Below are 18,790 nucleotides of genomic sequence, written 5' to 3' on the forward strand. Positions count from 1 at the left end.
CGCTCCAGTATACTTCGTAAACCTGAAGTCAATCAGGCACCCGAAGTCGCTCAGGTATATCGGAGGAAACTGCTGTCGTGACCGCCGCATCGACATCACAGACCGCCCCGCTCCGCTGCAAGCCGCAGCACTTCTCGTCGGAATGCCCGAGCCGGGTGCTGATCGACCAGATCGCCGACAAATGGTCGATGATGGTGCTGGCCGTGCTGGACTCCGGTCCACTGCGCTTCAACGCGATCAAGAAGCAGCTCGAGGGCGTCACCCAGAAGGCGCTGACGCAATGCCTGCGTCGGCTCGAGCGCAACGGCCTCGTCGCCCGCGAGGTGATCGCGGACTCGCCGGTCGCGGTTCAGTACGAGATCACGCCGCTCGGCCGTACCCTGCAGCCCCCGTTCCGCGCGCTCTATGCCTGGACCATCGCCAAGATGCCAGAGGTCGAGCAGGCCCGGCAGGCCTTCGACGAGCGCCGGAGTCGCTGATCCCAGGCGGCCAAAGGCCGCTACTGGAAGGCCACCTCCGCGAAGCTGCGCAGCTTGCGCGAATGCAGCCGCTCCGACTCCTGATGCTTCAAGAGCTCCAGCGCCTTCAGCCCGATCTGGAGATGCTGGCCGACACGCTGGCGATAGAAGTCGCTCGCCATGCCGGCGAGCTTGATCTCGCCATGCAGCGGCTTGTCGGAGACGCAGAGCAAGGTGCCGTAGGGCACGCGGAAACGATAGCCGTTGGCGGCGATTGTGGCCGACTCCATGTCGAGCGCGATGGCGCGCGACTGCGAGAGACGATGGATCACGGCCGGGCCGGAGATCTCCCAATTGCGGTTGTCGACGCTGGCCACGGTGCCCGTGCGCATCACCCGCTTCAGCTCGAACCCGGAATAGCCGGTGACCGTCTCCACGGCCTCCTCGAGCGCGACCTGCACCTCGGCGAGCGCCGGGATCGGCACCCAGGGTGGCAATTCCTGGTCGAGCACATGGTCCTCGCGGACATAGCCGTGCGCCAGCACGTAATCGCCGAGCCGCTGCGTGTTGCGCAGCCCCGCGCAGTGGCCGACCATCAGCCAGGCATGCGGCCGCAGCACCGCGATGTGGTCGGTGACGTTACGCGCGTTCGACGGACCGGTACCGATGTTGATCAGCGTGATGCCCTGGTGCCCCGGCTCGACGAGATGAAGCGCCGGCATCTGCGGCGTGCGCGCCGGCGCGGAGCCGGTGGTGCCGCCGCCGAGACGGGCATTGCGGGTGATGACGTTGCCCGGCTCGACGAAGGCCTCGGCTGCACCCTGCCCGGCCGCCAGTTGCTGGCGGCCCCAATCCGCGAAGGCGTCGACATAGAACTGATAGTTCGTGAAGATCACGAAGTTCTGGAAATGGTCGGGATCGGTCCCGGTGTAGTGATAGAGCCGGCGCAGCGAGTAGTCGACGCGCGCGGCGCGAAACAGCGACAGCGGCTCGGGCATGCCGGGCTTCAGTCCGAGCGTGCCGTCGGCGATCGCATCGTCCATGGTCGCGAGATCCGGAGCGTCGAACACGTCGCGCAGCGAGCGCGTCACCAGCGGGCTCTCGTGGTGCGGAAGCGCCGTCTCGATGTTGATGTCGCGGCGGTAGGCGAAATGCACCGGGATCGGCTCGGCCGACTCGCCGATCTCGACCGGCACGCCATGATTCTCGATCAACAGACGGATCTGCTCGGTCAGGTACGAGCGGAACAGGTCCGGCCGCGTGACGCTGGTCTCGTGCACGCCGGGCCCCGCGACGAAGCCATAGGCGAGACGCGAGTCGAGCCGGGCGTGACTTGCGGTGGTCAGCCGCACGAAGGGATAGGTCGCGCGGATCCGTGTCGCCGGCACGACGCCGTTGGCATAGGCCTCGAAATGGCCGCGCAGGAAAGCGGTATTGCGCTCGTAGATCTCTTCGAGCCGGGCCACCGCGGCGGCCGCGTCGGTGAAGGTTTCTGTTGCCACGGGTGGCGGAGATTGGACAGTCAATGGCGATCCTTTGTATCCGGCGGACGGTCGTCGAGGCAGACTTGCGCAATCATAGAAATCACCCCTGGCTTTGCCCAGGGGGGCGGGTCACGCGACGACGCCCATGAACTGGACGTTGAGCCATGATGCGCTGCATTGCGACAAGGATTTGTGGCCGAATGTTTCAATTGCCTGTGCGCGTCATTGCTCATAAGACGGCTTCACATTGGCCGGAACAGGTCGATATCTGAAAAGGGAGGTCATCGCGCAGCATGTCGCAAGCGAATGGATTCGGATTGGCTGGCGTCATCGGCATGCCCGTCGCTCATTCCCGCTCGCCCACGATCCACAATTTCTGGCTCAACGCGCACGGCCTGCGCGGCGCCTACGTCCCGCTCGCGGTTCAGCCGGAGCGGCTGAAGGATGCGCTGGCTGGGCTGGTGGCGCTCGGATTCCGCGGCTGCAACGTGACCATGCCGCACAAGCAGACGGCGATGCCGCTGCTGCACCGGGTCAACGACACCGCACGACGCATCGGCGCCGTGAACACGATCGTGGTCGAAGCGGATGGCACGCTGAGCGGCTTCAACAATGACGGCAACGGCTTTGTCCAGAGCCTGCGCGATGCCAGGCCGAACTGGCGCGCCGACGAAGGCCCTGTTCTCTTGCTCGGGGCCGGCGGTGCAGCGCGCGCGGTCGTTGTGGCGCTGCTGGAGAATGGCGCCCGCGACATCCGCATCAGCAACCGCACCACCGAGAAGGCGCAGTCCATCGCAGCCGAATTCGGGACGGCCATCAGCACGGTGGCGTGGGATGATCGTTCGGCGGCAGTCGCCGATGTCGCGCTGCTCATCAACAGCACCGATCGCGGCATGATCGGAAAGCCCGCACTGGAGATCGATCTGGGACGACTGTCCGCGAAGACGCTCGTCGCGGACCTGATCTACACACCGCTCGAAACGCCCTTCCTGGTGGACGCGCGCGGGCGCGGCTGCACGACGGTGAACGGGCTCGGCCTGCTGCTCAACCAGGCCCGCCTCGCCTTCGAGGCCTGGTTCGGGGTTCTGCCCGACGTCACGCCCGAACTGATCAAGGCGATTCAGGCGACGTTCTGAACGTCGGTCAGAGAGGGCTCGACCATGGCACTTCCGGCAGGCCCCAGGATCGATTGCCACCTCCACACCATCGATCCCGCGCGCTTCCCCTACGCGCCGGACACCCCCTATCGTCCGACCGGCCAGGAAATCGCGCCTGCCGCGCATCTCATTCGCGTGCTCGACGTCTTCGACGTCCGGCACGCGCTGATCGTTGCGACCAATTCCGGCTATGGCTCCGACAGCCGCATCCTGCTCGACACGCTCAGGCTCGGAGATGGCAGGTTCAAGGGCGTTGCGGTCGTCGAGAAGGACGTCGACATCGGAGAACTGGAGCGGTTGAAGGCCGCTGGCGTCATCGGCATCGCGTTCAACGTGCCGTTTCACGGCACCGACTATTACCGCGACGCCGCGCCGCTGCTGGACAAGCTGACCGACCTCGATCTGTTTCTGCAGGTCCAGGTCGAGCAGGATCAGTTGCTCGACCTGCTGCCCCTCATCGAGCGGTCGACGGTCCGCCTCGTGTTCGATCACTGCGGCCGGCCTGCCGTGGAGCATGGGCTGCAACGCCCATCCTTCCAGGCCCTGCTCGCGCTCGGCCGCGACCGCGACGCGCATGTGAAGCTGTCCGGCTACTACAAATTCGCGCGCCAGCCCTATCCGTACGCCGACACGTGGCCATTCATCGCCGCGCTGGTCGAGGCCTTCACGCTCGATCGCTGCGTGTGGGGCTCCGATTGGCCGTTCCTGCGCGCGCCCGAACGCCTCGACTACGGGCCGCTGCTGGCCGGCATTACCGAGATCTTTCCGGACCCGGACGATCAGCACCGGCTGCTATGGCGAACGCCGTCGCGACTACTGGGTTTTGCAGAGGCACCCGCAAGTTCATCATCATAAGCAAAAAACAATCGGGAGGACGTCATGAGGCATCTGGGAAGAGTGAGCGGCTTGGCGGCCGCCATGTCACTGTGGGCGGGTTTGGCCTGGGCAGAGAACACCGTCTACATTCCCGATGTCGTCGAGCTGTCCGGCCCCGGAGCCGTGTCGGGCACGAACTGGCGCGATGGCGTCGCCCTGGCGGTCGACGAGATCAACAATGCCGGAGGCATTCTCGGCCGCAAGATTGCGACCGAGCACCTCGACACCCAGAGCAATCCCGGCGTCTCCCGGGCCCAGGTGCAGAAGGTGCTCGACCGCGAGCCCTATGTGGTGCTGGGGCCGATCTATTCGGGCTCGGTCAAGGTCAACATGGCGCTGACGCAGCAGGCCGAGGTGCCGCAGATCGTCGGCGCCGAGGCCGCCGATATCACGACGCAGGGCAATCCCTGGATCTTCCGCACCGCCTTCGGCCAGCAGTTCAGCATGCCGAAGATCGCCAACTATCTGCATGACCAGCTGAACGTGAAGTCCGTCGCGGTGGTCTGGGTGAACAACGATTTCGGCAAAGGCGGCCGCGACAGCTTCGTCAAGGAGATGAAGGCCCGCGGCATCGACGTCGTGTCCGACCTGTCGACCGAGCAGGGCCAGGTCGATTTCGGCTCCGACGTCATCAAGCTGAAGAACGTCAAGGCCGACGCGATCTTCGTCTACACCAACGAGGAAGAAAGCGCGCGTTTCCTGATCGAGGCCAAACGTCAGGGATTGTCGGTGCCGCTGTTCGGAGAGACGACGCTGCTCAGCCAGAAGGTCGTGGAGCTCGCAGGCCCCGCCGCCAACGGCGTGCGCGGCCATGTCGGCCTGAGTGCGGATGCGCCGGTCCCAGCCATCCAGGCCTTTGCGAAGAAGTTCAACGAGCGCTACCGCTATTGGCCCGACCATAACGGCATCAAGGGCTATACCGCGGTCTATCTCGTCAAATACGTGACCGAGATGATCGGCAAGTTCGACGGCCACGCTTTCGGCGCCACCATGAAGGGATTGACGCTGACGCCGGACAAGGCGCCGGGCATGCTGATGGAGGCAAGCTGGGACCAGAACGGCGACATCGACCGTGAGAGCTTCCTGGCCGAGATCGTCGACGGCAAGCAGAAGATCGTCGCGACGCTGCCGAAGCTGAAGCCGCCCAAGGCGCCGTAGATCTGCGCCATCGTAGAAACCTCCTCACGCGCAACGCGCGCGAGGAGGGAAGAAGTATCAGCCCTTGGCGAGCTGCACGTCAAGATCGTGCAGCACCTGGTAGCAGGGCAGCACCTGGGCCACGGAGGCGTTGGGCTCGCGGCCCTCGCGGATCGCGGCGAAGAACTCGCGGTCCTGCAGCTCGATCCCGTTCATGGAGACGTCGACCTTGGAGACGTCGATCTTCTCTTCCTTGCCGTTCACCAGATCGTCGTAGCGGGCAATGTAGGTGCCGGTGTCGCCGATGTAGCGGAAGAAGGTGCCGAGCGGGCCGTCATTGTTGAACGACAGCGACAGCGTGCAGATCGCGCCATTGGCGGCCTTGAGCTGGATCGACATGTCCATGGCGATGCCCAGGGTCGGGTGGATCGGACCCTGGATCGCATTGGCCTTCACGATCGGCGAGCCCGCCTGATAGGCGAACAGGTCGACGGTGTGGGCGGCGTGGTGCCACAGCAGATGGTCGGTCCAGCTGCGTGGCTGGCCCAGCGCGTTCATGTTGGTGCGGCGGAAGAAGTAGGTCTGCACATCCATCTGCTGGATGTGGAATTCGCCGGCCTTGATCTTCTTGTGCACGAACTGGTGGCTGGGATTGAAGCGGCGGGTGTGGCCGCACATCGCGACCAGCTTGGTCTCCTTCTGCAGCTCCACCACCTGCTGCGCGTCCTTCAGCGAGTCGGCGAGCGGAATCTCGACCTGGACATGCTTGCCGGCCTTGAGGCAGTCGATCGCCTGCGCCGCATGCATCTGGGTCGGCGTGCAGAGGATGACGGCATCGACCTCCGGCAGCTTGAGGCTGTCGGCGAGCTCGGTCGAGACGTGCTTGATGCCGTATTTGTCGGCGACTTCCTTGGTCTGGTCGAAGCGGCGGCCGACCAGCGACACCACCTCGACCCCGTCGATGTTCTTGATGCCGTCGAGATGCTTGATGCCGAAGGCGCCGGCGCCGGCGAGCGCGACCTTGATGGTCTTGACCATATCAGTTGTTCTCCAGGATCAGATGGCCGACGGCCGTGTTGCTCGCCGGCACATGATAGAAGCGGTGACGCACGGTCGGCGCGTTGCCCTTCTTGGTCTCGTTGACGTCGCTCATGGCGCCGCGCGCGATCAGCCACATCACGAGCTCGATGCCCTCGCTGCCGGCCTCGCGGACGTACTCGATATGCGGCACCTTGGACAGGCCTTCCGGATCGTTGATCAGCTTGTCCAGGAACATGTTGTCCCATTCGCGATTGATCAGGCCGGCGCGCGGCCCCTGCAGCTGGTGGCTCATGCCGCCGGTGCCCCAGATCTGCACGTTGAGCGGCTCGTCATAGCTCTCGATCGCCTTGCGGATCGCCTTGCCGAGCATGAAGCAGCGGCGGCCGGACGGCACCGGATATTGCACGACGTTGACGGCGAACGGGATCACCGGGCACGGCCAGGCATCGACCTGGCCGAAGATCAGGCTGAGCGGCACGGTGAGGCCGTGATCGACGTCCATCTTGTTGACGATGGTGAGGTCGAAATCGTCCTGGATCACCGACTGCGCGATGTGCGCGGCGAGCTTCGGATGCCCGATCACCTTGGGGACCGGGCGCGGGCCCCAGCCCTCGTCGGCCGGCTGATATTCAGCCGCGGTGCCGATCGCGAACGTGGGAATCATGTCCAGGCTGAAGGCGGTCGCATGGTCGTTGAAGACCAGGAATACGACGTCCGGCTTCTGCTCCTTCTCCCACTGCTTGGCGAAGTCGTAGCCGGCGAAGACCGGCTTCCAATAATCCTCGCCGGTCTTGCCGAGGTCGAGGGCTGCGCCGATCGCCGGGACGTGCGAGGTGAAGACGCTTGCGGAGATATGGGCCATTTACTTCTTCTCCCCGGTGTAGCGGTTGCCCTCGACCGAGCGGCCGCCCTTGATCATCATCTCGCGGTACTGGTCTTCGGTCATGCCGGTCATGCTGCCGGCCATCTGCTGAAAGCTCTTGCCGTCAGTCGCGCCGATCTTGGCGAGAAAGTAGATGTTGCCGCCGAGCGCAATGCAGCGGTTGAGGTCGCGGTCGAGCACCGCCTGCTTCTGCTCCTCGCTCATCGGCCATTCGTCGAGATAGGCGCGCTCATTGGCCTTGAAGCGGGCGCGGTTCTCCGCCTTCATCAGCGACATGCAGAACTGGTTGAGGTGATAGCCCATCCGCGACATGTCCGCGTCGAAGATGGTCGTGCCGGGAACGTCGGTATAGGGTTTGTCGAGCGACATCGCTTCCCTCCTTCAGGATTCGTCGGGCCAGTACAGCCGCATCGGATTGTCGACCAGGAGCTTGTGCTGCAGCTCCGCGGTGACGGCGATATGCGGAATGAAGTCGACCAGCAGGCCGTCGTCGGGCATGTGGTCCTTCAGGTTCGGATGCGGCCAGTCGGTGCCCCACAGCACGCGATCCGGGAAGGTCTCGACGATGCGCTTCGCAAACGGCACCACGTCGCGATAGGCGTTCTGCTCGCCATTCAGCGCCGGCGGTCCCTTGACCGAGAGACGCTCCGGGCAGCTCACCTTGGACCAGACGTTGCCGTGCTCGCGCATGAACTTCACGAACAGCTCGAACTCCGGACCGTCGACCGGCTTGGTGACATCGGGGCGACCCATGTGGTCGACGACCACGGTGGTCGGCAGCGAGGTGAAGAAGTCCCATAGCTCCGGCAGGTCGACGGCTTCGAAATAGATCACGACATGCCAGCCGAGCTTGCTGATGCGGTTGGCGATCTCGATCAGCTCGTCCTTGGGCGTGAAGTCGACCAGGCGCTTGACAAAATTGAAGCGGACGCCGCGCACGCCGGCGTCGTGCATCGCCTGCAGCTCGGCGTCGCTGACGCTGCGCTTGACGGTGGCAACGCCGCGGGCCTTGCCGTTCGAATGCACCAGCGCATCGACCATGGCGCGGTTGTCGGCGCCGTGACAGGTCGCCTGCACCACGACGTTGCGGGCAAAGCCGAGATGGTCGCGCAGCGCATAGAGCTGCTGCTTGGAGGCGTCGCACGGGGTGTACTTGCGCTCGGGCGCATAGGGGAATTCGGCGCCGGGGCCGAACACGTGGCAATGCGCATCGACACTGCCGGCCGGCACCTTGAAGCGCGGCTTCGACGGGCCGTCATACCAATCGAGCCATCCCGGGGTCTTCTGGAACTCCATGAGGTTCCCTACTCCTTGGACTTGATCTTGTTGAGAATGCGATCGGCCTCGGTGCGCCAGTCCGGGCTGCGCGCGAATTCCTTGGTGCCGCGGGTGCCGAACAGGCCGCCATCGGCGAGATCGGCGACCCAGGCCTGGCGCTCGGCGGTGCCTTCCGCCGACCACGGCGTCAGCCCGATGTCGCGCACGGTCTCGGCAACCTCCCTCACCTCCTCGGCGCGGCGGCGGCCATGCTCGATCACGCGCTGAAAGAAATAGGCGCCCTGCTTCTCCCAGTCGATGCCGGGGAACGTCTCCTGCAGCGAAGCTAGCACCGCGTCCTCGACGCCATAGGCGCGCGCGGTGGTGAAGCTCTCGATCACCATCGCCTCGAGGCCCTTGATCATGATGCTGCGGCACATCTTGGTCGCCGAGGCGACGCCGAGCTTGTCGCTGGCGGGCTTGGCGGCGAAGCCAAGATCGTTGAGCAGCGGCGCCAACTCGCGCGCGCCGGCGCCGCCGAGCAGCAGCGGCACCTTGATGCGATACGGCGGCACCGAGGTCATGACCGCGCCCTCGACATAGCGGCCGCCGGCGCCGTCGATCAGCGCGGCGGCGCGCTGCTTGGCGCCGGGCGAGGCCGAGTTGAAGTCGAGGAACCACGCGCCAGGCTTGATGGCTGCAGCGCAGGCCTCGGCGACGGCCACGTCCTGGCTGGCGGTCACCGCGGAGACGATGAAGTCGGCCTCCGCCGCCAGCTCCGCATGCGATGCGGCCAGCGTCACGCCGATGCTGTCGGCGTGGTCACGCATCGCGTCGCCGCGCGAGTCGGCCAGCTTGACGTCATAGGCCGAGACGCGCACGCCGTCCTTGCGCAGATCCTCGGCGAGGATCTTGCCGACCTCGCCGTAGCCGATCAGCCCGACATGCCATCGGTTCGAAGGATTTGGGTTGGACGCCGCGGTCATGCTCAATCGATGTATTTGAGCCCGGCCTTCGCCAGCGGCTCGCGCATCTTGTACATGTCGAGGCCGAGCACGCCGGACGCGAGCTTCTCGCGCTTGTCGGCCTCGTTGGCCTCGCGCGCAGCAGCGGCGTCGGCTGCCTGGTGGGCGACCGCGGCCGGCACCACGACGATGCCGTCGACATCGGCGACGATCACGTCACCCGGATTGACGGCAGCTCCGGCGCAGACGATCGGGATGTTGACCGAGCCGAGCGTGGCCTTGACGGTGCCGCGAGCCGAGATGGCGCGCGAGAACACCGGGAACTGCATCTCAGTCAGATCAGCAACGTCGCGCACGCCGCCGTCGATCACGAGGCCCTGGGCGCCGCGGGCGCGGAAGCTGGTCGCCAGCAAATCGCCGAAGAAGCCGTCGGTGTTCTCGACCGTGCAGGCGGCGACGACGACGTCGCCGGGCTGGATCTGCTCGGCCGCAACATGCAGCATCCAGTTGTCGCCGGGCTGCAGCAGCACGGTGACGGCCGTGCCGCACATTTTCGCCGTCGGATAGATCGGGCGCATGTAGCACTGCATCAGACCGACGCGGCCCATCGCCTCGTGGATGGTGGCGACGCCGAACTTGGACAGCTTCTCCACCGCTGCCTTGTCGGCGCGGGTGATCTTCGTCTTGACGATGCCGAGATTGTTCATGGGGGTGCTCATATCGCCTGCCCTTTAGATTACTTGCCCTTGGCCTTCAACGCGGCGTCGAGCCGCGGGAACACGCGCCGTGCATTGCCTTCATAGATCTGGTGGCGCTGCTCGGGGGTCAGCTTGGCGGCCTCGATATAGCGCTTGGTGTCGTCGTAGTAGAAGCCGGTCTCCGGGTCGATGCCACGGACGGCGCCGATCATTTCCGACGCGAACAGGATGTTGTCGATCGGGATCACGCCGGTGAGCAGGTCGATGCCCGGCTGGTGATAGACACAGGTATCGAAGAAGATGTTGTTGAGCAGGTGATCCTTCAACAGCGGCTTCTTCAGCTCCTGGGCGAGGCCGCGGAACCGGCCCCAGTGATACGGCACCGCGCCGCCGCCATGCGGGATCAGGAACTTCAACGTCGGGAAGTCCTTGAACAGGTCCGACGTGAGGCACTGCATGAACGCGGTGGTGTCGGCGTTGAGGTAGTGTGCGCCCGTGGTGTGGAAGCAGGCGTTGCAGCTGGTCGAGACGTGGATCATCGCGGGGATGTCGAGCTCGACCATCTTCTCGTAGATCGGATACCAGTGCCGGTCCGACAGCGGCGGCGAGGTCCAGTGGCCGCCCGAGGGATCCGGGTTGAGGTTGATGCCGACGAAGCCGTATTCCTTGATGCACTTCTCCAGTTCGGGAATGCAGGTCTTGGGGTCGACGCCCGGCGACTGCGGCAGCATCGCGACGCCGATGAAATTGTCCGGGAACAGCTTGCTGACGCGGTAGCACAGCTCGTTGCAGATCGCGGCCCAGGTCGAGGACACCTGGAAGTCGCCGATGTGGTGAGCCATGAAGCTCGCGCGCGGCGAGAACACGGTGAGGTCGCTGCCGCGCTCCTTCATCTTCTTGAGCTGGTTGCTCTCGATGCTCTCGCGCAGCTCGTCGTCGCTGATCTTGAGCTCGGAGGCCTTCGGCATGACGGACGGATCCTTGATGCCCGCGATCTGCCGGTTGCGCCACTCTTCCAGCGCCTTCGGAGCCGTCGTGTAATGGCCGTGCACGTCGATGATCACGTCAGTCTCTCCCTCAAAGCTTCTGTGTCTTGCGGTGGCGCGCGCCGCTCAATGCGCCACCACGGCGGAGCCGACATCCTCGCCGCTGCCGCGGCCTCCCGGTCCCACGACCTGCTTTACCACAAGGGCGAGCGCCGCGATCAAGCCGGGAACCGCGATCACGGTGAAAATCTCGCTGAAGGTCAGGTGGCGCGCGGTCAGCTCGGCGACCAGGAATGAGCCGGCGATACCGCCGAAGCGGCCGATGCCCATCATCCAGGCCACGCCGGTGGCCCGGCCCTGGGTCGGATAGAAGGAGGCGGCCAGCGCCGGCAGCGACGACTGCGCCGTGTTCATGACGACGCCGGCGACGAACACGATCACTACCAGGAAGCCCATGTTGCCGACCGCCTGCCCGATCAGGAAGATCGTCACCGCGGTCAGGGCGTAGCCGACCGCGACGATGCGGTTGGCGTTGAAGCGGTCCATCAGCAGGCCAAAGAACACCGCGCCGACGCCGCCGAGCGGGAACAGCGCCGAGATCAGGGTCGCGGTCTGCGGATTGAGCCCGACATCCTTGAACAGGACCGGCATCCAGTTGATCAGCGAGTAGAAGATCACGAGCCCCATGAAATAGGTGACCCACAGCATCACCGAGCCGACGCGCAGCACCGGCGACAGCACCATGCCGATGCCAGTCGCGTTGACGCGCCGGGTGGTCTCGGCGTGCTCCGGCTCCAGCATCACGAACTGGCCGACATCGGAGGCTGCAGCCGATATCCGGCGCATCACCTTGCGGACGCGCTCGACGCTCGCGCCGCGCGACAGCAGGTAGTGCACCGACTCGGGCAGGATCGCGATCAGCAGCACGGTCAGCACCAGCGGCGTGACGCCGCCGAGCACCAGCACGCTGCGCCAGCCCCATTGCGGGATCATCCACGCCGCGAGGAAGCCGCCGCAGGCCGCGCCGAGCGGAAAGCCGCAGAACATCAGGTTGGTCATGGTCGCGCGCAGCCGGCCCGGACAGTACTCGCTGAGCAGGGTCACGGCATTCGGCATGGCGGCACCGAGGCCGATGCCGGTGACGCAGCGGAGCACGGTGAGCTCGGTGAGGTTGGTCGCGAACGCCGAGGCCAGACAGGCGATGCCGAAGACCAGCACGGAGCCGACCAGCACCAGCTTGCGGCCGAGACGATCGGCGATCGGCCCCGCGAACAGCGCCCCGCCGGCAAGACCGAACAGCGCCGCGCTCAGCACCGGTCCCAGCGCCGATTTCTCGATGCCCCACTCCTTCAGGAGCGACGGCGCGATGAAGCCGATCGCCGCGGTGTCGAAGCCGTCGAGCAGCACGATGACGAAGCCGAGCGCGAAGATCAGCCACTGGAAGCCGGAAAAGGGGTGGTCGTCGAGAAAGGCCTGGACGTCGACACGGGCGGTCGTTGGCATCGCTTCTGCTTCCTTGGGGTGCTGTTCTGGCGCGTTGGCCGAGGTCCGCAGGGCGCGCGATCCCTGACGGGATCGGCCCTGCTGCTTCGGCGGCTTGACCGGGTATGTGACCGAGCGCGCCGGCCCGCGCCAGCGCCCGGGGGCTTCTATCAGCTATTCTGAAACGGCATAAGATATCAGATGAGCCATGCTGATTTTAGAATGGGTCTGAACAACTCCGCTGTTGGCTTTCGCACGGCTCAGACACCGCGGTCTCCACCCTCCCCTGCAGGGGGAGGGTCGGCTCACGGGGAGCGAAGCGAGCCGTGAGGCGGGGTGGGGTGATCTCTCCAGATGCACCGGTGCCCATGGCTTCACCCCACCCCGCTCGCCCGCTTCGCGTGCGAGCGACCCTCCCCCTCCAGGGGAGGGTGGCACTGCCCGAGCCGAGATCACCCGCGATTCACCGCGGCAGCTTCCGGATCAGCGCGGTCGCCAGCTTGATGGTCTGCTGCGCCAGCGGCGTCGGGCGCTTGTGTGCCGAGGTGACGAAGCACAGCACGCTGGTCGGGGCGGGCTCGGTCAGTGGGCGGATGGCGAGCTCGCTGGCGCGGCCCGAGGCGGCGACGCCACTCGGGGTCAGCACGGCGTGGCCGTAGCCGGCGCAGACGAGATCGATGATCGAGGGCACGCTCGACACCTCCCAGGCGATGTCGAGCTTGATGCCGGCGAGCGCCGCCTGCGTCTCCAGCAGGCGCCGCATCGCGTGCACCCGCTCCGGCATGATCAGCTGGTAGCGGGACAGCTCGGCCATCGGCAGCGGCGCGGTGACGCGGCGCTTGCCCTTGGGCGCGTGGCTCACCAGCGCCAACGGCTCCTGCAGCACCGGCGTGATCTCGATGCCGGGCTGGGCTTCCGGATTGTAGACCATGCCGACGTCGATGCGTCCGGTGGTGACCCACTCCACCACATGCGTCGACAGCCCCTCGACGACGGCCAGTCGCGCCGCCGGATACTCCTTGCGGAAGCGATCGATCAGCGGCAGCGTCAATTGCCGCGCGATGCTCGGTGGCAGACCGATGGTGACGCGGCCGACCGGCGCATCGCGGCTGGCGCCGAGATCTTCGCGCGCATGCGCCACCAGCTGCAGCACGCCGACGCTGTGGTCGAGCAGCCGCTTGCCGGCCTCGGTCAGCGCCACGCCCCGCCCGTTGCGCGCGAACAGCTGCTGCTTCAACTCCGATTCCAGCGCCCGCACCTGCCGCGACAGCGCCGGCTGCGCGACGTCGAGCACGGACGCGGCCTTGCTGAACGATCCGAGCTCGGCGACCTGCACGAAATATTCGAGCTGCTTGAGGTTCATGGGTGAACGCCTCGACCATCAAGCGTCAGTCTGCCGCGCTGCCCGCCCCACCCCCGACTGTCGTCCCTGCGAACGCAGGGACCCATAACCACCGGCCCTGATTGTTGAGCACGAAAGGCAACTCGGAGTCTTTTCCGACAATCGGCCGTCCGCGGTATGGGTCCCTGCGTTCGCAGGGACCACAGCGGAGGATGCGGCGGCAGCACACCCGATTGTTGACAGCGTCGCCCCATCAGCCGCCTCATCTCAATTCAGCACGTTCACCGAGAAATTCAGCGCCGACGCGAACGCGACCCAACAGGCATAGGGCACGAGCAGCAGCGCCGCGATCCGGTCCTCGCGCCATTGCATCACGATGAAGGTCACGATCAGCACGAACATGCTGGCGATGATCGCGAACGCGACCCACATCAGATGCGCGGTGAAGAACACCGGCGACCAGGCGAAGTTCAGCACTAGCTGTCCCCACCACACCTGCATCACCGCACCGCTTTCGACCCGCTCATAGGTGCGCCAGCCGGCGACCGCGATCATGACGTAGAGCACCGTCCAGGCGATCGGAAACAGCCAGCCGGGCGGGGTGAACCAAGGCTTGTTGAGCGAGCCGTACCAGGCGCCGGGCATGTTGGAGGCGCCGATGATCCAGCCGCCTCCGACCACGAGAACCAGCAGGACGAGGAGATGCAGGATGGATCGGTTCATATTCCGCTCGGCGTGATTTGCAGGAGGAGGTTCTCGGTCCGGTCCGCTGGCGACCGGCAGCCATGCGGCCGAGGCACCCACGCGCGCACTGGACAGGGCTGCCCGGGACGCGTAGCCAGGACATAACACAATGCGAGGAAAAGTCAGGGTTTTCGCCTGACCACCAACGTCCAGGGACCGGAACGCCGATCACATCTGCGCCGGGTCCTGATACCAGGAAACGGAGTTTCGTCAGTGGCTGATTCCCCGGCCCCCTCTTCAGCCATCGCCTCGATCGCGGCCGTCGAAGCCGGCCTCGCCGCCGAGGGCTATATCGCCAGCCGCCAGATCGCCACCGCCGTCTACCTGTCGCAGGCGATCGACAAGCCGATCCTGGTCGAGGGCCCAGCCGGCGTCGGCAAGACCGAGCTTGCCAAGGCGATCGCCGCCTGGCGCGGCCTCAAGATGATCCGGCTGCAATGTTATGAGGGGCTCGACGAGGCCAAGGCGCTGTATGAGTGGAAATACGCCAAGCAGCTGCTCTACACCCAGATCCTGAAGGACAAGCTCGGCGAGGTGCTCGGCGGCGCTCAGACCTTGCATGCGGCGCTCGGCCAGCTGCACGATTTCGGCGACGTGTTCTTCTCCAAGGAGTTCGTCGAGCCGCGGCCGCTGCTGCAGGCGCTGCTCGAGCCCAACGGCTGCGTGCTGCTGATCGACGAGATCGACAAGTCCGACGCCGAGTTCGAGTCGCTGCTGCTGGAGATCCTTTCGGACTTCCAGGTCACGATCCCCGAGCTCGGCAGCATCGCCGCCGCCAAGCCGCCGACCGTGATCCTGACCTCCAACTCCGAGCGCAATCTCGGCGACGCCCTGAAGCGGCGCTGCCTGCATCTGCACATCGGCTTCCCCGAGCAGCGGCTGGAAGAGCGCATCGTCGAGAGCCGCGTGCCCGGCATCTCGCAGAATCTGCGCCGGCAGCTCGTGGCCTTCATCCACGACGTCAGAACGCTCGACCTGAAGAAGCAGCCGTCGGTCAGCGAGACCATCGACTGGGCGCGCGTGCTGGTGCTGCTGCAGGCGGCCGAGCTCGGCCATGACGTGGTGAAGGATACGCTCAACGTGCTCTTGAAATACGAGTCCGACATCGAGGTGGCGCTGCCGCAGGTGACGACCTTCGTCGCCAAGGCGCAGCGCCAGAACATCTTCGGGTGAGGCTCTCATGCAGGAGAACCTGCATCGGTTCTTTCGGGCGGCGCGCGGCGCCGGCGTGCACGTGTCGCCGGCCGAGAGCATCGACGCGATGCGCGCTGTGGCGAGCGTCGGTCTCGCCGATCGCACGGTGCTGCGCGACAGCCTGCTGCTGACGCTCGCCAAGAGCGAGGACGAGAAGAAGGCGCTCGGCGCCTGCTTCGACCTGTTCTTCGCCCATGTCGATCCGGCGCAGGCCGAGGCGAATGACGAGACGCAGCAGGACGCGGCGTCGAATGAGGCCCAGTCGGCCCCGCCATCCGGAGAGCCGATCGGCGGTGAGGCGGACGCGGAGCTCGGCGCTCTTGCCCAGATGCTGCTGGCGCAGAACACGGCTGACATCTCGGCCGCGATCGCCAACGCGTCCAGCGCCGTCGGGCTGTCGGAGATCCGCTACTTCACCCAGCGCGGCCTGTTCTCCAGCCGCATGCTGGAGACGATGGGGATCCAGCGGCTGCGCGACGATCTCGATAGGCTCACCGAGACCAATCCGGCGTTGGCGGAGCGGCTGCAGGCCGGGCTCGACGGCCTGCGCGACACCGTGCGCGATGCGGTCGCGCAGGCGCTCGCGCTGTACGGCCGCGAGGAGACCGAGAACCTTCGCCACGAGATCCTGCGCAACGCGCAGCTGTCGCGGATCGAGCCGCGCCAGGTCGCGGAGATGCGGGCGCTGATCCGGCAGATCGCGCGCCGCCTGCGCGAGCGCTATGCGAAGCCGCGCAAGCGCCAGCGCCGCGGCCATCTCGACGTCCGCCGCACGCTCCGCCGCAACGCGGCCTGGGGCAGCGTGCCCTTCCTCACCGCGTGGAAGCGCCGGCACCGCGACCGCCCGAAGATCGTCGCGCTGTGCGACGTCTCGGGCTCCGTCGCCCGCGTCTCGGATTTCTTCCTGCTGCTGATCCACAGCCTGCACGACGTCGTCAGCGATGTTCGCTCGTTCGCGTTCTCCGGCCACCTGATCGAGGTCAGCGAGATCCTTGAGCAGAAGCCGGCCGAGGAGGCCATGGCCGAGATCATGCACAAGGTCGGCTTCGGCTCGTCCGACTACGGCTCCTCGCTGGTGGATTTCGAGAAGCAGTTCATGTCGTCGGTGACGCCACAGACCACCGTGATCATTCTGGGTGATGCCCGCAGCAACAAGCTCGACCCACGCGCCGACATCCTCAAAGCCATCTCCGAACGTGCCAAGCGCGTGGTCTGGCTCAATCCAGAGGGCCGCATGACCTGGGGCTGGGGCGATTCAGAGATGCCGCGCTACCAGACCTTCTGCAACGTCGTGCGCCCCTGCGCGACAGCTCAGCAATTGGAACGCGCTGTGAGCGACATCGTCTCGGCGTATCAGTAGCACTCCGCTCTCCCCACGCGTCATTGCGAGCGCAGCGACGTGTCCGCCGAAGCCCTCTCGGGCGAAGGCGGAAGCAATCCAGGGCCGAGTGCGCGACTCTGGATTGCTTCGTCGCTGCGCTCCTCGCAATGACGCCATAAGTTCGTAGGGTGGACAAAGCCGTCGTGCGGAGTAAGCCGCACGATCGCGTGCCCACCGGCGGACCATCCGCGAACAACGGCGGGCACGGCGCGATCAGACCGTGCCAAAAAACAATCGCGATCAGGGCGCGCCTTTGCCCACCCTACGCACCGGGAGCGGAGCTACCGTCCCCCCGCGGCGCGCTTCAGCAACGCCGCGCGCTGCTGATCTGTAAAAGTCACACCCGACTTCTTCTCGACCACCCGCACGGCCCACGACCGCATCGGATCGTCATCCACCCGCGCCGGCTCGCGCAGGATGGCGACGCCGATTTCCAGCATCTTGGCGTCGGCCTGATGCTCGATGCCGCCGCCCCCGGCCGTCGCCAATGCCAGCGCGCCGGCCGCGGCGCCGATGCCGGCGGCCAGCGCCGTCGTCACGAAGAGTTTCCAGTCCAAGTCCGCCCCCTGCTCTCACCCGCCACTGCGCCGTCACGCTCGAACAGGTTGATGTCTGCGACATGGCGATCCCAAGTCGTTCATTCGGCGACAGGATCATCAGACGACCACAATTGTTCCACTAACGAAGCGACATGCCTGCGAACTGTGATGTCTTGTGTGACTGCCCGTCGCGTTACCATGTCGCAGCGCGCTGGCCTTGTGCCGTCGGGCAAATCACGACGATGCTTGCGCCCAACCTGCCCAGGCGAAGAGGGGCGTACGCGTCGTCACGATACGTGGGGCAGGCCGCGGTGGACGCCGTTGCATCATGCGCTTGTTGCGCGGACGAGTGATGTCGTGGCGTACGGTGAAGTCGTGATGTCCTGATACCCCGACGCTGGTATCACGTTCGCGACGATGCTCAGTGCATCGCGCGGATCATGGTGGCCAACAAGCCCGGCGCACCAGGGAGACCACGTATAAGCCGTCAAACATCGCGCAGGGAAGGCCGGCATGTTCGGCCCACCTGTGGTTCCTGCCCCGTGCATTTTCTGTCGCACGGGGGCCGCGGGTGTGGTGGACACCCGGCCTTCCCTGCGCCCTCGATTTTCGCCGGGGGTGATCGACCAGCAAAGCTCGGGCCGACCAGCCGCGAGAACGCGATGTCACATTCCAATTCGACCGATCAAAGACCAGCCCCTGCCGGCAGCACGCGCCCTCAGCGCGGCACCACCGCAGTCGCCTCGATCTCCACCCGCGCGGCCTTCTCGACCAGCCTGACGACCTGCACCAGGGCCATCGCGGGATAATGACTGCCAAAGATCTCGCGATAGATCTTCCCAAGCTCCCTCAAATTGCCGAGATACTCATCCATGTCGACGACGTACCAGGTCAGCCGCACCAGGTGCTCCGGACGCGCATTGCCTTCAGCCAGGATCGCGGCGATGTTTTCCAGCGCCTGCCGCACCTGCGCCACGAAGCCACCGGCGAGCGTCTCGCTCGCGTCCCAGCCGATCACGCCGCCGGTGACGACGATGCGCCCCTCGGCACTGATGCCGTTGGCGTAACCCTTCGGCATCGGCCAGCCGCTCGGCTGCAGAACGCGCATGCCCTCGGCCTCATCCTGCTTCACCACGGCCAGCGTGGGCGCCTTGGTCGTGCTCACG

The 18,790-nt window shown here is 65.8% G+C and carries 19 protein-coding genes; 6 read left to right on the forward strand and 13 right to left on the reverse strand.

Annotation, left to right across the window (positions count from 1 at the left end):
• The first annotated feature begins 155 nt into the window (after positions 1-155).
• Entirely contained in the window at positions 156-479 is a 324-nt protein-coding gene (locus tag ACQR13_RS24345) for a winged helix-turn-helix transcriptional regulator (protein ID WP_409977936.1), read from the forward strand.
• Positions 480-499: 20 nt separating this feature from the next.
• On the opposite strand, the gene ACQR13_RS24350 is transcribed toward ACQR13_RS24345, so the two are convergent.
• Positions 500-1,984, reverse strand: a complete 1,485-nt coding sequence (locus ACQR13_RS24350) for an AMP nucleosidase (protein ID WP_315715638.1) — start codon at positions 1,982-1,984, stop codon at positions 500-502.
• Between the two features lie 251 nt (positions 1,985-2,235).
• Here ACQR13_RS24350 and ACQR13_RS24355 point away from each other — a divergent pair, with 251 nt between their 5' ends.
• From ACQR13_RS24355 to ACQR13_RS24365, 3 genes are read left to right on the forward strand one after another with little or no spacing between them, the layout of a single operon-like run.
• Positions 2,236-3,078, forward strand: coding sequence for a shikimate dehydrogenase (locus ACQR13_RS24355; protein ID WP_315751987.1), 843 nt, complete (start codon positions 2,236-2,238; stop codon positions 3,076-3,078).
• 24 nt (positions 3,079-3,102) lie between these two features.
• Positions 3,103-3,954 carry an amidohydrolase family protein gene (locus ACQR13_RS24360; protein ID WP_315826460.1) on the forward strand — a complete coding sequence of 284 codons (852 nt, stop codon included), beginning with the start codon at positions 3,103-3,105 and terminating at the stop codon, positions 3,952-3,954.
• Between the two features lie 24 nt (positions 3,955-3,978).
• Positions 3,979-5,133 (forward strand): ABC transporter substrate-binding protein, encoded by a 1,155-nt coding sequence (locus tag ACQR13_RS24365; RefSeq protein WP_315826461.1) that lies wholly within the window; start codon positions 3,979-3,981, stop codon positions 5,131-5,133.
• 57 nt (positions 5,134-5,190) lie between these two features.
• Here ACQR13_RS24365 and ACQR13_RS24370 read toward each other — a convergent pair whose 3' ends face one another.
• The 10 genes from ACQR13_RS24370 to ACQR13_RS24415 all read right to left on the reverse strand — a co-directional run bounded on the left by ACQR13_RS24370 (position 5,191) and on the right by ACQR13_RS24415 (position 14,447).
• Positions 5,191-6,150 carry a Gfo/Idh/MocA family oxidoreductase gene (locus tag ACQR13_RS24370; RefSeq protein WP_315826462.1) on the reverse strand — a complete coding sequence of 320 codons (960 nt, stop codon included), beginning with the start codon at positions 6,148-6,150 and terminating at the stop codon, positions 5,191-5,193.
• Between the two features lies 1 nt (position 6,151).
• Positions 6,152-7,015, reverse strand: a complete 864-nt coding sequence (locus tag ACQR13_RS24375; protein ID WP_315715633.1) for a class III extradiol dioxygenase subunit beta — start codon at positions 7,013-7,015, stop codon at positions 6,152-6,154.
• Positions 7,016-7,405, reverse strand: a complete 390-nt coding sequence (ligA, locus tag ACQR13_RS24380; protein ID WP_257168873.1) for a protocatechuate 4,5-dioxygenase subunit alpha — start codon at positions 7,403-7,405, stop codon at positions 7,016-7,018.
• Positions 7,406-7,417: 12 nt separating this feature from the next.
• Entirely contained in the window at positions 7,418-8,332 is a 915-nt protein-coding gene (locus tag ACQR13_RS24385) for an amidohydrolase family protein (protein ID WP_434863313.1), read from the reverse strand.
• Positions 8,333-8,340: 8 nt separating this feature from the next.
• Positions 8,341-9,279: an NAD(P)-dependent oxidoreductase gene (locus ACQR13_RS24390; protein WP_315715630.1), complete on the reverse strand. Its 939-nt coding sequence runs from the start codon at positions 9,277-9,279 to the stop codon at positions 8,341-8,343.
• Positions 9,280-9,281: 2 nt separating this feature from the next.
• Positions 9,282-9,977, reverse strand: a complete 696-nt coding sequence (ligK, locus tag ACQR13_RS24395) for a 4-carboxy-4-hydroxy-2-oxoadipate aldolase/oxaloacetate decarboxylase (protein WP_011925385.1) — start codon at positions 9,975-9,977, stop codon at positions 9,282-9,284.
• A gap of 17 nt (positions 9,978-9,994) precedes the next feature.
• Complete coding sequence (locus ACQR13_RS24400; RefSeq protein ID WP_008971778.1) at positions 9,995-11,020, reverse strand: amidohydrolase family protein; 1,026 nt, start codon at positions 11,018-11,020, stop codon at positions 9,995-9,997.
• 48 nt (positions 11,021-11,068) lie between these two features.
• Positions 11,069-12,445 (reverse strand): MFS transporter, encoded by a 1,377-nt coding sequence (locus tag ACQR13_RS24405; protein ID WP_434863314.1) that lies wholly within the window; start codon positions 12,443-12,445, stop codon positions 11,069-11,071.
• 442 nt (positions 12,446-12,887) lie between these two features.
• Entirely contained in the window at positions 12,888-13,787 is a 900-nt protein-coding gene (locus ACQR13_RS24410) for a LysR family transcriptional regulator (RefSeq protein ID WP_316191800.1), read from the reverse strand.
• Positions 13,788-14,033: 246 nt separating this feature from the next.
• Positions 14,034-14,447 carry a TspO/MBR family protein gene (locus ACQR13_RS24415; RefSeq protein WP_315752142.1) on the reverse strand — a complete coding sequence of 138 codons (414 nt, stop codon included), beginning with the start codon at positions 14,445-14,447 and terminating at the stop codon, positions 14,034-14,036.
• A 276-nt stretch (positions 14,448-14,723) separates the two neighbouring features.
• Here ACQR13_RS24415 and ACQR13_RS24420 point away from each other — a divergent pair, with 276 nt between their 5' ends.
• Positions 14,724-15,683, forward strand: a complete 960-nt coding sequence (locus ACQR13_RS24420; protein ID WP_315751994.1) for an AAA family ATPase — start codon at positions 14,724-14,726, stop codon at positions 15,681-15,683.
• Positions 15,684-15,690: 7 nt separating this feature from the next.
• The gene (locus ACQR13_RS24425; RefSeq protein ID WP_315751995.1) at positions 15,691-17,064 is read left to right on the forward strand and encodes a vWA domain-containing protein; all 1,374 of its coding nucleotides are present in this window, start codon (positions 15,691-15,693) and stop codon (positions 17,062-17,064) included.
• 302 nt (positions 17,065-17,366) lie between these two features.
• Here the strand turns inward: ACQR13_RS24425 and ACQR13_RS24430 are convergent, their stop codons facing one another.
• Both ACQR13_RS24430 and ACQR13_RS24435 read right to left on the reverse strand, forming a co-directional pair.
• On the reverse strand, positions 17,367-17,642 hold the full coding sequence (locus ACQR13_RS24430) for a hypothetical protein (RefSeq protein ID WP_315715622.1): 276 nt from the start codon (positions 17,640-17,642) through the stop codon (positions 17,367-17,369).
• Between the two features lie 700 nt (positions 17,643-18,342).
• Positions 18,343-18,789 carry a RidA family protein gene (locus ACQR13_RS24435; protein ID WP_315751996.1) on the reverse strand — a complete coding sequence of 149 codons (447 nt, stop codon included), beginning with the start codon at positions 18,787-18,789 and terminating at the stop codon, positions 18,343-18,345.
• Position 18,790 lies beyond the last annotated feature (1 nt).

Origin of the sequence: Bradyrhizobium sp. HKCCYLRH3059, assembly GCF_051168035.1 — a bacterium.
Lineage (GTDB): Bacteria > Pseudomonadota > Alphaproteobacteria > Rhizobiales > Xanthobacteraceae > Bradyrhizobium.